Raw genomic sequence first — 14,576 nt, 5'->3', positions numbered from 1 at the left:
TTGTTGTAGCAAGAATGCTGAAATATAGTGGAAAAATAATTCAATTTTCTCAATCTAGGTAGAGAGAAAAAACAAGCAATTTTCATTTAGCTTGATTAAATAATTTCTTAAAATTTCACCTTTTAAATTTAATTTTAAGCATAAAAATTCTAAGGATTCATATCATTTTACAGACTTTAAAGTGATAACATATAAATGTAAGGATGTATTTATGAAAAATAATGTAAAAACAAAAGCTAAAATCGAAACTTATTTAAGTCTTATTTGAGGAATGTTTGTTGCATTCTGTATTTCATTTGTTCCATTTATTTTTATTGTAGTTAGACAAGTCAAAGGACAAGAAATTGATTTTATCTTGATATTAGTTGCTATATCATATGTTTTTTGAGTTATTCCATTATGGTTCTTTGTCTTTATGCAAGAGTTTAATATTGCTTTAAGACTATTTGGTACTACTAGAGTTATTTCACAAAGATTTCCTGATAAAGAAAACAATAAATTCTTAAAATTCTTATTTACTAACTTTTACTTAAAATCTACACAAGATGCAACTAATTTAATTGCCGGAGAAAACAATTTATCTAAAAACAAAAGAAAAATTATTAATTCAATGCTTAATATGTGACCTATTAGAAACATTATTTTCTCTGTAGGTACAATTGTTTTAACAATAATTGCAATTGCAAATAGTGGGCTCAGTGATTTAGAAATCGCTTTCTATGTCATAATGATTGTAGCCGTAGGATTCACATCAAATTACTCTATGAACAGATTTCTTATTTACTATCTATTAAAAAGAAATAATTTAAATGTAGATTCATTTAAAAATAAATATACAAAATTCGTAATTAGATTTTTTGGAATATACCCATTTTCTCTTTTTAATAGAACTGTATCAATATGCAGAAAAATATTTAAAAATTATGATGAACAACTAGATACAGATTTACCTAAAACACCTAGCAATGAGGTAAATAATTAATTTTAATAAAGGTAGATAAAATGTCTAAAACAATTGAGAAAAAAGCTAAAATAGCAACATATTTAAGTTTTATTATAGCAACTATATTAGGGATAAGTATTTACATATTCTGCACGCTTTTTTGGCCTTGACACATAGAACAGGAAATTAATATTTATACGGTTATTTTGTTTGCCTCATATATTATTTGAGGAATACCCTTTTCATTTTTTGAATTTATGCAAGAGTTTAATAATTTATTGAGAGTATTTAAGGGAACAAGAAATTCTTATAATAGATTTCAAAATAAAGAAAACAATAAGTTTTTTACTCTTTTACATAATAAATTTTATTTGAATACCAGCGAAGAGATATTCGCAAGAAATAAAACTGAAATTACTGGGATGAAAAAGAAAATTATTAATTTAATCATAGGAATTTGACCGATTTTTAATTTTGGAAGCTCGATGCTTACATTAATATCTACAATTTTAGTATTAATAAATACTGAATGAAATATTATGATTTTATTAGTTTATTTAACATATTTAGCACTGATTCTTTTTAGTTCAAATATTACATTGAATAGATTTTTGATATTCTTTTTAATTAAAAGAAATAATCTGCAACCCAAAGATTTTTCAAACAAATATATTCAATTTGTAATCAAAATTTGAGGAAAATTTCCTTTCGCTATGTTAATCTCTTTTTTAAAAATGTACAAAAATACTCTGTCTAACTATGATGAAGATTTAGACATAAATCTATATAATTAATTTTCTCCTTGCTACTCACAGCAAGGAGTTTTTATATAAAAACAGCCAGATGGCTGTAATTAAATTTCGTCTTCTTCATCAATGTCAAGTTGATCATTTTCAACATCACCAAAAATTGACTTTCTAGTTTTATCAAGTTCTTCTTGAAGTGACTTACGAAGTTTTTTAGGCTCTTCAGTAATAACTTCCTCTTTATTATTGCTGAATTTAATCTTAGCTTTTTCAAGCCTAGGATCATTAGCTTCATCATTATAAATGATTGTAGGAACTATGATTGGATCTCTACGTTTTTCTTTATAAAATAATGTTGTAAGACGTTCTTTAACAATGTCTTCAAGTTCTTTTGTGGTTCATTTTTCATTATTTTTTATGTGGTATAAAACCGCACCATGTGCTACACGTTTAGCTTCTTCTATAAGTTCTTTAGAAGTTTTAACATAAAAACTTCCTCTAGTAACAACCTGTGGACGTGATAAGATTGCATTTTTGTTTTTATCTAAAACAAAAATAATATTAACGAAACCACTATCTTTTAATTGTGACCTTTCTTTTAAAATATTTTCAGATGCTGAAAGAACTGTGTTTCCATCAATGTAAATAGGACCATAATTTACATAACGGTCAGTTTTAGTAATTACACCATTAAGCATTTCAAATACTTGTCCTTTTTCAGGAATAAGTACATTTTCAGGTTTAACTCCATTTTCTACTGCTGTTTGTCCGTGCACAAGACACATTCTGTAGTCACCGTGATATGGTAAGAAATATTTTGGTTTAGTTAAAGTAAAAATCTTATCATGTTCTCACTTATAAGCGTGTCCCGAGGTATGTAAGTATCCATCTACTCCATTTTCTTTGATAATAGCACCTAATTTATAAAGTCTATTAACAAGAAGCTCCACCACCATTCTGTTTCCAGGAATAGGACTAGAAGAGAAAATAACCATATCTCCTTTAGTTATTTTAATAGTTGCATGTTTTCCATATGACATTCTAGAAAGTGCAGCAAGTTGTTCTCCTTGTGAACCTGTAGTTAGAATAACTAAGTCTGAATCTTTGACATTAGCTAAATCTTTTTTATCAATAATCACATCATTTCCAACATTAATGTAACCAAGTTTTCTACCAATTTTAACTCCTTGGATCATTGAACGTCCAAATGTAATAACTTTTTTATTTAATTTTGCAGCTAATTCAATAATAACCTTTACTCTTGTAAGGTTAGAAGCGAAAGCTGTAATAATAATTTTCTTTTTAGCTGAACGCATGTGACGTTCGATATCGGTAAGAATATCACTTTCACTTGGAGAGTGATTTGGTCTCATAGCATTAGTTGAATCTGAAAGGAGTGCTGTAAGCCCTTCTTTTCCGATTTGATCTAATCTAGCAAAGTCCGTATAGTTTCCAATTGGTGTATAGTCAAATCTAAAATCACCAGTACACATAATTGAACCATTTGGTGTGCTTAATCTTACTCCGAATGCATCAGGAATTGAGTGTTGAGCAGTTCAAAAATCTGCTTTACATCCTTGCGGAAAATTGTAAACTTCATTCTTTTCAATTTCGATAAATTCAATATTTCTTCTAATTTTGTGTTCTTCAAATTTAAGTTGTAAATATTGAATTGCAATTCTAGGTGCAAAAATCTTTTTAAGTCTTGTTTGTTGGACTAAATAAACTACTCCACCAATATGATCTTCGTGACCGTGAGTGATAAAAAGAGCCTCAAGTTTCTTTTCAGGTTGATTAAGATAAGAGAAATCTGGAATAATACCTTTAACTCCAGTATTAAAAGTATCAGCAAATTTTATCCCTGAATCAATAATAAAAATATGATCATTGTGGTCTACTACAAGGGTTGATTTACCAATTTCTTCAACTCCACCTAAGGCAAAAATTTGAGTTGGTTGTTTTTGTTTCATATTAACTCCTAATAATATATAAAATTAAGTTAATGAAAAAGAACTCTTTTACTTTAAATTAATTTATTATGCTTTGAAATGTTTAAAAAATACGTTTATGTATTTATCCATTTAATTATATAGTAAAACTTTGTTAAGGTATAAAATTAGCTAAAAAATTTTGGAAAAAAGTACTCTAAATTAATAGAGTACTAACTTGAGTTTTATAATAAATTATTTTTTATTTTGAATAGCTTCAACAGCAGGTAATTTAATACCTTGAAGTAATTCTAAGCTTGCTCCACCACCTGTAGAAACGTGTGAGAATTCTTGTTCCATTCCAAGTTTTTCAACTGCAGCAACAGAATCTCCTCCACCAACTACTGAGTAAGCTCCTTTTAATGCAGCAATAGCTTCACAAACAGCCATTGTACCATTTTTGTAGTGTTCAAATTCAGTTACACCCATAGGTCCGTTTCAAACTACTGTTTTAGCGCCTTTAAGCGCATCTTTAATATTTGAAATTGATTTAGGTCCTAAATCTAGTCCCATGTATCCATCTTTAATTGAGCCTTCTTGGAAATCTGGTTGTACATCTTTAAATTCTTTCGCACATGCATGGTCAACTGGTAAAATAACTTTATCACCATATTTTGCTAAGAATTCTTTAGCTAAATTAATGTAATCTTTTTCAACAAGTGATGTTCCAGTTTTTTCACCTTTTGCAGCCATAAATGTATAAGCCATAGCTCCACCAATAATCATTTTGTCAGCAATTTTAGCTAAGTTTTCAAGTACTTGAATTTTATCTGAAACTTTAGCTCCACCAATAATTGCAACATATGGATGTTCAGGTTTTGTAATAACTTTGTTTAATGATTCAACTTCTTTTTGCATTAAGTATCCAAGTGCTGATTCTTTAATGTTTGAAGAAATTCCAACATTTGAAGCATGTGCTCTATGTGCTGTACCAAAAGCATCATTTACAAATACATCACCAAGTGAAGCTCAGTATGCTCCAAGTTCTGGGTTGTTTTTTGATTCAGCTTTATCATTTAAGTCTTCAAAACGTGTGTTTTCAACTAAAACAACATCACCATTTTGCATTTTAGCAATTGTATCTTCAAGTAAAGCTCCTCTTGTTTCAGGAACAAAAGTTACTGGACGTTGTAATTCTCTTGCTAATTCAACAGCAACTGGTTTAAGTGATTTAGATACTAAATCTTTAGCTTCTTTAACTCTTCCAAGGTGTGAGAATAAAATAACTTTTCCACCATCTTTAATAATTTTATTAATTGTTGGTAAAGCAGCTGTAATTCTTTTTGTTGATGTAATAACTCCATTGTTTACAGGAACATTGAAATCAACTCTAACTAAAACTTTTTTACCTTTTAATTTAAGATCATCAATAGTTTTTTTCATAAAAATAACTCCTTTTTAATATGTTAGAATTATAAAGTTTTTTATGCAAAAGTATATAAAAATATAGCATTTGCTATATTAGTATAAGTAATTCGGAATATAAACTAATTGTAATAAATAATACAATGAATAAATGTCTTGTAAAATATCTTTATAAATGAAATTTGTAACTTTTTCCTTATTTCTAGGTGCTTTTGGTAAATCAATTTTAGCAAAGCCTGCAGGCGACATAAATGAGATATAAATAACATCATTATTTGCATAAACACCCGGCACTGAAATATTGGTAAATTTAAAATTATTTTGGTGTAATAAAGTTAAATTCTCCATTGCTAAAGGCGTAAACATCATTCTAGCTTTAATTTCATCATTCATTCTGAGATTGAAAATCTTATTAAAATTATTATTTTCTAAACGAATAGCTTTTAGTCCTCTTCCGTTTAAAGCCATTAGGCTAAAAATTGTTTGATGTTTATCTTCTAAAAATCTTGCATCAATTTTTAACAGGGTTGAGTAATAATGGTGTTTTTCTTGATAAGTATTACCTTTTGAATCGGTTGTAGTAACAATATGAATTCAGTGTGTATTTGAAAAGTGAGCTGGATATTTTCCATCAATAATAACTGTTTTACATCTATCAGCTTCTTCAATATATGAATCACTTGGAATTAAGCTTGGACGATAAGTATTGTATTCAACACTTGAAAATCTTCCACTTTCAGCATATCCATGAATTATGTCATCTGGTACATAAGAAGTATTTTTAAATTCTCAATTAGGTTGTAACGCTTGAATTGATTTTTGATAAATTGGTTGTTTAGCAAGTTGACTTAAAATATTACGGTTTAATTCTTTAGCTTTTTTTAATGTCAGTGGTCAAAAAATTAAATTAAGTAATAGTAAAATTGCATCTATTATCAAAAAGGCAACAATAGCTGCAAAAGGTAAGTTATCAATACTTGCAAAAACTATAATAATAGTTATTACAACACTAAGAGCTAATGTACCTGAAAAGCTTGCTGCTAGAGTATGAAATTTTTTATAATCTTTGTATAACTGAGTTTGAAATTGAGGCTCTACCACCTCTTTTATGATTGGTAAAACCTCAATATCTGCTTTTTGTTTAAAATCTGAATAATTTAAATAATTAGCAACATGCTTCATACTATAATCCTAATGCATTCATATCTACATCAGCTCTAGCTTTTGCATTAGCTTGGAATAATGGTACTGAATGTAATCCCATTGATGAAGCAGGAACATTACCTGGAAACACCATAATTGAAGCATTAAACATATTAGCTTCTGAATTATATAATCTTCTTGAAGCTGCAATTTCTCTTTCAAGATATGTTGTTTCTTCCATTAAATCTCTATATAAACCATCTGCTTTTAATTCTGGGTAGTTTTCAGCTACAGCCATTAAACGTCCAAAAATAGAATTATTTAAAGCTTCAATTTCAGCTGAATTTGCTGCAGCATTTCCTGAGAGTGTTAAGCTACGTAATTTAGCAACATCTTCAAATACTTTTTCTTCATGGATTTTGTATGATTTTACTTGTAATACAAGTTTATTTAATGTATCAGCACGTTTTTGTAATTGTACATCAATAAGTGATGCTTTTTCATTGATGCTGTTTTGCATTCTTAAATATTTGTTTCTTTGTGAGATATAAATAAAAATAGGAATGATTAAAATAAATGATAAGTAAACCGCTATTTTAGCCCCTATTGATGCTACTGCTGGTTTAGGTGTGTTATCTGCTACTGGTTGGAAACCTTCTTCAGCAGGAACGTTTGCATTGTTAAATAAATTTGACATGTTTTTCTCCTTAATATAATAATGTAATTATTATATAACTTTTAATAATAGTTTATCAAAAAGTATTAAAAGCTCTGGTTTACTCGAAGCAAAGCTACATACTTATTTTTACACTTTTAAATTTAGTTTTAGTCTTTTAAAACATTTTTAATATCATTTAGATTTTTAATTAATGTATCGAAAAATTCATTTGTCTGTTCATCAATTATTTTTTCACCATCTACTTCAAAAAATGAATTATATTGACTAAGTATTAATGTTTTAACTTTATTAATATCAACTTTATAAGTATTTAGTTTTTCATTAAAATCATCTATTATGCTGATTAAAAGTTTCTCAGGTAAATTTATATTATTTTGATAAGCAAAAATTAAGAAATCTATAATTAATTTTTCTTTTTCGCATCATTCAATTTCAGATTCTCTAGATTCATTTCATAAAAAAGCTATGTCATTTGAATTTGTTACACCTAATAACTCAAAAATATTTTGTTCATTTTTAATATGAATATCATCGCTTTCATTAATATATTTCTTATATTCATAATTTTTTAATTTTATATCAATGTTGTTGTTTAAAAAATCAATATAAAAGCGGTTAATAAAAGGATCATCAATTGCCCCAAACATTATACGGGCCAAATTAGTATGTTGATAAGTGAACGAACTTTCATGTTCATATGTGAAACCGAGTTTATTCAATAAATCTTTTAATGGATTATTTACTATCTGTTCTGAATCATCATTAATCAAGCCATATCCACCTATTGTATAAAGATATCTATATGAAACCGTAAGAATATTAATTAAATAATTTATTAACTCATGTTGATTATTTATGGTTAAAGGAGTAAAAATTCAACTAAGCAATTCTGAATTTGCGGCCTTATCATTAAATCCTGTTTTATTCATTAGTTGTGGTAATAACCAAAATGGTGTTTTATTAAGTACAGAATTACTTTGAATTACTTTTTCATCAACACTTATAACAAGCGGTCTAAAACCATTTTCATCCAAAATATCAAATGTTAATCCGGAGTTATATTCTTTAATTCTGTCAATAAGAAAATCATAATTAAATAAATACTTTTCTTTATTTAAGCTTTTGGGTTGAAATAATATTTTTTGACTTTTTTCTTTATTTAGAATAATGTGATTTTTACCTTTACCTGAAATTTCAGAAGGTTTTATTTTCTCATTTGAATTCGATAATTTTTCTTTTATATCTATAAGTTTAGCAAAAGTTGTTAAGTCGTTATCATTTAACGCATTCTTTAATGCTGTTTTATATTGCACCATAAAATTTCTAAAAGCACTTTCTGATAGTTCTGTTTCTTCTGTAGAATCCCTAAAACTTTTTTCTGCTTTTTGACAACCAACTGTAGTAATTAATAACGGGATTGGAGTTGACATTAATAAAACTTTACATATTTTCTTCATTTTTAACCTTTCGAAAAGCTTTTTTATTTTGTTAAAAATTAAAAATAACTTATAACATAAAGATTATACAAATTTTTACCACTTTTAATCAAAAAGTAAAATCATTTCCACATTTTTCCATATTACCAAAAAACAATAGAAAAAGCCAACTTTTCAGTTGACTTAAATGTAAATTACAATAATGAAAGCGATTGATGCAATACCATAAAGAAACATTCCGAATCCAAACGGAAACTTGGATTTGTTTCTTTTTAATTCTTGTTGTTTTTGTTTTTCTGCTAATTCTTCTTTTTTCTTTAAATATGCTCTTTTGTCTTCATTAGGCATTTTTTTGAGTTGTCTTTGTTCCTTAGCATCATTAAAATTATCAATAGACATTTTGAATTTAGCAAATGTTTTTTCCTGTGTTTCCAAGTTGGAGACACTTTTTTATTTCTCTTTTTTAGCTTTTAAGAAATCTATTTATGAAATAAATAGCTTATAGACTTAATAAAAATTTTTTTGCTTTTTTATTACATAATTACATAGAATTATGATATAATAAAACTATGAAAAAGTGATTAGTTACAAAAAATAAAAAGAAAGATGATTACTATGTAAGCCTTGCAATATCAGGTGGTTATGGTAAAGGGTATGAAAGAAGCATTAGTATTGGTAATTTATCTAAACTTCAGGAGCAAAATGCAGATGCGATGGAAATTATTAAGCAATTAGCTGCTTCGTTACCACTAGATGCTGATAAAGATTATGTTAAAAGTAAATTAGCAGAAGCTTTTAAACTTACAAAAGTAGAAATCGGAACATATAACATCGGTATTGAATTGATTTATCAAGTTATAAAAGGTATAGATTTATTTAAGAATTTAAATGTCGGAAAAGAAAACAAGCTGAAGAAATTTTCAATTTCCTAGTAGCTAAAAGAATTTTAGAACCAGAAAGTTTTATTAGAAGCTTTAAGACTAAAAATAAGTACTCAAATGAATTAGATATACAAAAATCCACAGTTTATAATTTCTTAGATTTTGTTGCAGAAAATAAGCAAAAACTAATCAAAAACATGAATTAAAAAATCCATGAATATACCAACCGTGATGTTAATTTGGTATTCATGGACGCAACAACACTTTATTTTGAAACATTTGTTAATACAAATGAAAACTTAAAATCAAAATACACATTAAAAAGAAGTGGATATTCAAAAGATGGAAAATTCAAAGAGGATCAAGTTGTTCTTGGAATGGTTACAGATAGAAATGGAATTCCTTTAGATTTTGCATTACTACCAGGAAATGTTGCTGATTCAAAAACCTTAATACCCACAATTAATGAATTAGGGGAAATTTATAATCTTAAAAATGTAACAGTTATCGCAGATAAAGGGATGAATGATTATCAAAACAAACTATTTCTAAAAAATAATGGACTAAATTATATTTTTCCCGTTAGATTAAAGGCGCAAAGCAAAAAATTTAAAGAATACGTTATAAGTGAAACAGATTACAAAGATATAGATGGTTTATTATGCAAAGAAGTAGAACAAGTAAATGTAACTAAAGAAAATAAAGCCATAAAAGTAAGACAAGTAGTAATTTATGATAAATACAAAGCTAAAAGAGATGCTCAACTAAGAAATGAAGTCATCGAAAGATTTAATAAAGTTAAAGATGAAAGCGGCAGCGCAACTGCTAAAAGTATGATTTCATATAAAAAATATAAGTTTTTTACAGAAATCCAACAATCAAGATTTGTTATGGATATGGAAAAAGTACATGAAGATCAAAAACTAGATGGATATGTGGTTTTTGAAACTACAAGATTTGATTTAACTATTAGAGAAATTCTAGAAATATACAAAAATCAATGAAGAATTGAGAATAATTTTAGAGATTTAAAATCTACATTAGAAACAAGACCTATGTTTGTTAGAAAAGATGAACACGTTTACGGTCATATAACAATATGTTTTTTAGCATTAGTTGTTTTAAACTATTTAACTTGAAAGGTTAACTACAATCAACAAATGTTAACTGGTGTGTTAGATAAAGTAACAACACAACAAATAATCGGTGCTATTAAAGCAGCAAATATCAATTATAAAAAAGTTGATGGTATTGTAACAGAAGAAAAATGTGAAATAACGATGATATAAAAGAGGAAATTGATTTATATAACTATATAGTTAAATTGTTAAATAGTGATTTTTCTATGTAATTTCAAGTATTAAAAATTGTGCAGGCCTAAAATTAAGGACTGCACGTTTTTTTACCCTTATTAACTTGGAAACACGGGATATTACCAAAAAACAATAGAAAAAGCCAACTTTTCAGTTGACTTAAATGTAAATTACAATAATGAAAGCGATTGATGCAATACCATAAAGAAACATTCCGAATCCAAACGGAAACTTGGATTTGTTTCTTTTTAATTCTTGTTGTTTTTGTTTTTCTGCTAATTCTTCTTTTTTCTTTAAATATGCTCTTTTGTCTTCATTAGGCATTTTTTTGAGTTGTCTTTGTTCCTTAGCATCATTAAAATTATCAATAGACATTTTGAATTTAGCAAATGTTTTTTCCATAAAACCAAATTTAAATACTAGGCACATTACTTCAAGTAAAAAGCAAACAAAAGCAGGAACTGAAAAAGCATTTAATATTAAATTATGATGGTATTTAGGCTCATATCAAATATTTTTTTTAACTAGATAATAAGCTAACACTATTGCAAAATAAATTAATAGAAACACTAAATTAATTAAATAAAACCTTAGTGAAGAAAATTCAATTTTAAACTTTTGAGATGTTTTGAATCAAAAATTATTCATCTTTTTTGTGAGCTATTCAGTCAGCAACTTGTTGTTGCGTACCATAAACATAGTGAATATCATCTTCGATTTCTTGTTCAATTGCAATATTAGGGAACATTTGTTCTTCAAGATATGAAAGTTCAAATTTAACATCTTGGAATTTTTCATTTGCATTTGAAATCTTAGGTATAGCTTTAAATAAATTAATTGTGTAAGGGTGAATTGGATTAGCATAAATTGCTTCAGTTTTTCCTGATTCAACAATTTTACCAAGGTGCATGATTTGCACTCTATCAGCAATATATTCAATCATTGAAAGGTCATGGGCAATAAATACCATACCAATATTTTTCTTTTTACATAAATCTTTAAGTAAGTTAACCACTTGAGCTTGAATTGAAATATCAAGAGAAGCAATCGGTTCGTCAGCTACAATGATTTTAGGCTCTGTAATAAGGGCTCTAGCAATAACAATTCTTTGTCTTTGACCACCAGAGAATTCATGTGGATAACGGTAAGCAAATTGTTTTAATAAACCAACATCTTCCAATGCTTTATAAATGATTGATTGGGTGTATAAGTTAGAAATCTTATGCATTCTAAGAGGAAGGCCAACATAAGTAAGAAATGTACCAAATTTTCCTCAAGCACGATATTTTTTATCTTTTTGAGTAACACCCATTAATAAATAAATACTATATAAGTTTTTATTTAAGTATTTATTTTCAATTTGGAATGATTTAATACCATTTAATCTATCTTGAACGTTAGTTTGATATACTTTGAGATCAATTTGTCTTTGTTGGTATTGTTTAAACTCTTTAGAATTCTTTTTAGCCTTTGATAAAGGTCTTAAAATATCTTTTTCAAAGAATTTAATAAAGTTTTTGTTATTTAACATAAATTGATTAAATACCACTTTATCTCTGCTACGTAAATCAGCATCAATTTCTTGTTCATGAGCAATTTGTTTTTGAATTGCTACAATTCTTTCACGATATTTAACAATATATTTTTTAGCTTCAGCATCAAATAAAGCTTGCGCACTGGCTAATTCTTCTTTAGCCGCTTGTCTATCTGCAGCATAATCTGGAGCATACTTAAATGCTTCAATTATTCTTTTTGTTTTAGTTGATTTATATTGTTTTTTAGAAGCTTTATATTTTGATTTTAATTCTTCTTCAAGTGCTAATGACTGATTGATATATTCAGATAAATCAAAATCGTACTCTTTATTAACAATTTCTTTAAGTTGCTTAATTGAAGATTTTTGAGAAGTATTGATATTTAATTTAGTTGCATAAAATTCTTGTGAATACTTTCTAAATTCTTCAGATAAATGAAGTAATTGTTCAAATGTAAGGAATTTTAATTTTGAATAATTCTTTTTAAGTTCCTTATATAAACGATGGTTAATTAAATAAAGTTTTAATTCATGGAAATAGTAATCTAAAAATGTTGTTGAGTAAGCATCATTTCTATGCATACGGTATTCGTTTTTTATTTCAGCTAAAAAGTTTTTAATTGAGGTTTTAGATATTTTAGCTGCATCTTTATAATTAGTTTTATCTTCATCATAAAGTTCTTTTTGACTTGCTTCTAATTCTTTTAGTTCAAAATATTTTTCATTAAAGAAGAATAATTGTTTTTCTTTCTTATATTTATTTCTAGCTTCTTCTAAAGCAACCTCATCAAAATCAATTTTCTTAGCTCTGAAGTCAGCTTGTTTTTCTTCGTATAAATTAATTAAGTTTTCAGTATTTTTATATAGGTTATTAATTACTATGGAGTTAATTTTAGTTCTTTCTTCTAAATAGGCAAAGTAAGAATTAAATTGGTCATCAAGATTGTTTAAAACATCAAAAGTAATTTGATTACCGAGTTTTTCCCATTTTTCAATAAATGGTTTATGTAAACGATTAGAAATTTTTAAGTTTTCAAGTTGATATTTTAAGGCTTGTTCAATAAAAGTATATCTAAAGTTAGATTTAACTTTGAATCAATCTGATTTGATATCCTTACGTTTATTCTTAATAATTCCATTTACCACAAGTGGTTCTTTTAAAATTGAATAAATAGTATTTTGACCATTTAATGAAGCCATTGGGTCTTGGAAAATCATTTGAATATTTTTATGCATGAATTTCTTACGTTTACGAGAAATTCTTTTTCCAGAAATAATTTTTCCATCTAGTCTAACAAACCCATTAAAGTCATCATATAGTCTTAAAAGTGAACGGCCAATTGTAGTTTTACCTGAACCAGATTCACCGATAAGTCCAATAATTTCACCTTCTTTAACATCAAAAGATACATTATCTACAGCTTTATTAACTGCATTTTTATTTACGAAATATTTCTTTAAATTAATTACTTCTAATATTGTTTTTTTACTCATTAAATACCTTCTTAAAGCTGTCTAATCTATTTTGTAATTCTTTTGATAATGTTACTTTTGGTGCATCAGGGTGGAGCAATCAAGTTGCTGCATAATGATTTTGTGAAACTTCAAATAATGGTGGTTCTTTTAAGAAATCAATTTCTAAAGCATACTCATTTCTAGGTGCAAATGCATCTCCAAGTGGTAAATTATTCATATCAGGTGGAGTTCCATTAATTGAGTATAATCTATCTTCCTTGTTTTCAGGAATAGCTGAAATAAGTGCTCAAGTATAAGGGTGTTTTGGGTCAGTAAAGATATCTTTTTTACTTCCTTTTTCAACTATTTTACCTGCATACATAACATAAATGTAATCACAGAATTTAGCAACAACTGAAATGTTGTGACTAATAAGAATAATTGTAATGTTAAATTCTTGACGAATATTTTCAAATAATGCTAGCACAGAGGCTTGAACGGTAGGATCAAGTGCAGTAGTCGGTTCATCAGCAATAATTAAGCTTGGTTTTAAAGCTACTACCATTGTAATAACAACTCTTTGTTTCATTCCTCCAGATAAAGTATGTGGGTACATATCAAAAACTTGTTCAGCACCACGAATACCAAATCTTTTTAAAAGCGAAAGTAAATATGCTTTCTTTTCATGAAGTGGTTTATTTTTCCATTCTTCATTTTTGTTCAAGGCATCTAGAAGTTGTTTTCCAATTTTTCTAGTTGGGTTAAGTGAAGTAAGAGGGTCTTGTGGAATATATCCAATTTTATGACCTCTAATATTTTGTCAAAATGATTCTTTTTTATTTTGTAATAAATCAATTCCATCTATTTCCATCTTATCTGCAGTAGTAAAAGCATTTTCATTAATGTTTAAAAGTGCCTTTGAAGTAACTGATTTTCCTGAACCAGATTCACCTACAATTCCGATAATTTCACCTTTATTAATTTCTAAATCCACTCCACGTACTATGGTAATAAATTTGTTTTTTCTTAATTTAAATGAAACTTTAAGGTTTTGTACACTTAAAAGTTTTTCTTTTTTATTTTCCATAATACT

Annotated in this window: 13 protein-coding genes; 4 read left to right on the top strand and 9 right to left on the bottom strand. The window is 27.1% G+C overall.

Going from position 1 to position 14,576, the window contains the following annotated elements; translation table 4 throughout:
- Positions 1 to 211: 211 nt before the first annotated feature.
- Complete coding sequence (locus Q8852_RS01725; RefSeq protein ID WP_305938270.1) at positions 212 to 982, top strand: hypothetical protein; 771 nt, start codon at positions 212 to 214, stop codon at positions 980 to 982.
- 239 nt (positions 983 to 1,221) lie between these two features.
- Entirely contained in the window at positions 1,222 to 1,737 is a 516-nt protein-coding gene (locus Q8852_RS01720; RefSeq protein ID WP_305938269.1) for a hypothetical protein, read from the top strand.
- A gap of 59 nt (positions 1,738 to 1,796) precedes the next feature.
- Here Q8852_RS01720 and Q8852_RS01715 read toward each other — a convergent pair whose 3' ends face one another.
- From Q8852_RS01715 to Q8852_RS01690, 6 genes are all read right to left on the bottom strand, one after another.
- Positions 1,797 to 3,659 (bottom strand): ribonuclease J, encoded by a 1,863-nt coding sequence (locus Q8852_RS01715; RefSeq protein WP_305938268.1) that lies wholly within the window; start codon positions 3,657 to 3,659, stop codon positions 1,797 to 1,799.
- Between the two features lie 213 nt (positions 3,660 to 3,872).
- On the bottom strand, positions 3,873 to 5,060 hold the full coding sequence (locus Q8852_RS01710) for a phosphoglycerate kinase (protein WP_305938267.1): 1,188 nt from the start codon (positions 5,058 to 5,060) through the stop codon (positions 3,873 to 3,875).
- Positions 5,061 to 5,138: 78 nt separating this feature from the next.
- Complete coding sequence (locus Q8852_RS01705) at positions 5,139 to 6,224, bottom strand: DUF3137 domain-containing protein (protein WP_305938266.1); 1,086 nt, start codon at positions 6,222 to 6,224, stop codon at positions 5,139 to 5,141.
- Position 6,225: 1 nt separating this feature from the next.
- Positions 6,226 to 6,882, bottom strand: coding sequence for a LemA family protein (locus tag Q8852_RS01700; RefSeq protein ID WP_305938265.1), 657 nt, complete (start codon positions 6,880 to 6,882; stop codon positions 6,226 to 6,228).
- A gap of 128 nt (positions 6,883 to 7,010) precedes the next feature.
- Positions 7,011 to 8,321 carry a hypothetical protein gene (locus Q8852_RS01695; RefSeq protein ID WP_305938264.1) on the bottom strand — a complete coding sequence of 437 codons (1,311 nt, stop codon included), beginning with the start codon at positions 8,319 to 8,321 and terminating at the stop codon, positions 7,011 to 7,013.
- 162 nt (positions 8,322 to 8,483) lie between these two features.
- Positions 8,484 to 8,735, bottom strand: a complete 252-nt coding sequence (locus Q8852_RS01690; protein WP_305938263.1) for a hypothetical protein — start codon at positions 8,733 to 8,735, stop codon at positions 8,484 to 8,486.
- A gap of 134 nt (positions 8,736 to 8,869) precedes the next feature.
- Between Q8852_RS01690 and Q8852_RS01685 the strand changes: the two genes are divergently transcribed.
- Together Q8852_RS01685 and Q8852_RS01680 are read left to right on the top strand one after the other, a co-directional pair.
- The gene (locus tag Q8852_RS01685; protein ID WP_305938262.1) at positions 8,870 to 9,232 is read left to right on the top strand and encodes a hypothetical protein; all 363 of its coding nucleotides are present in this window, start codon (positions 8,870 to 8,872) and stop codon (positions 9,230 to 9,232) included.
- A 158-nt stretch (positions 9,233 to 9,390) separates the two neighbouring features.
- Positions 9,391 to 10,470, top strand: coding sequence for an IS1634 family transposase (locus tag Q8852_RS01680; RefSeq protein WP_440137489.1), 1,080 nt, complete (start codon positions 9,391 to 9,393; stop codon positions 10,468 to 10,470).
- Positions 10,471 to 10,653: 183 nt separating this feature from the next.
- On the opposite strand, the gene Q8852_RS04525 is transcribed toward Q8852_RS01680, so the two are convergent.
- The 3 genes from Q8852_RS04525 to Q8852_RS01665 form a co-directional block, all read right to left on the bottom strand.
- Positions 10,654 to 10,896, bottom strand: coding sequence for a hypothetical protein (locus Q8852_RS04525; RefSeq protein ID WP_369810267.1), 243 nt, complete (start codon positions 10,894 to 10,896; stop codon positions 10,654 to 10,656).
- 238 nt (positions 10,897 to 11,134) lie between these two features.
- Entirely contained in the window at positions 11,135 to 13,522 is a 2,388-nt protein-coding gene (locus Q8852_RS01670) for an ATP-binding cassette domain-containing protein (protein ID WP_305938259.1), read from the bottom strand.
- A complete protein-coding gene (locus tag Q8852_RS01665) occupies positions 13,515 to 14,570 on the bottom strand; it encodes an ABC transporter ATP-binding protein (protein WP_305938258.1) in 1,056 nt (351 codons plus the stop codon). Before Q8852_RS01665 ends, Q8852_RS01670 begins: the two co-directional genes overlap by 8 nt.
- Between the last annotated feature and the right edge of the window lie 6 nt (positions 14,571 to 14,576).

The sequence above is a fragment of the Mycoplasma seminis genome (genome assembly GCF_030718845.1).
Taxonomy (GTDB): domain Bacteria; phylum Bacillota_I; class Bacilli_A; order Mycoplasmatales; family Metamycoplasmataceae; genus Mycoplasmopsis; species Mycoplasmopsis seminis.
The sequence above is the reverse complement of the archived record's forward strand: the minus strand, read 5'-3'. Positions and strand labels throughout refer to the sequence as shown.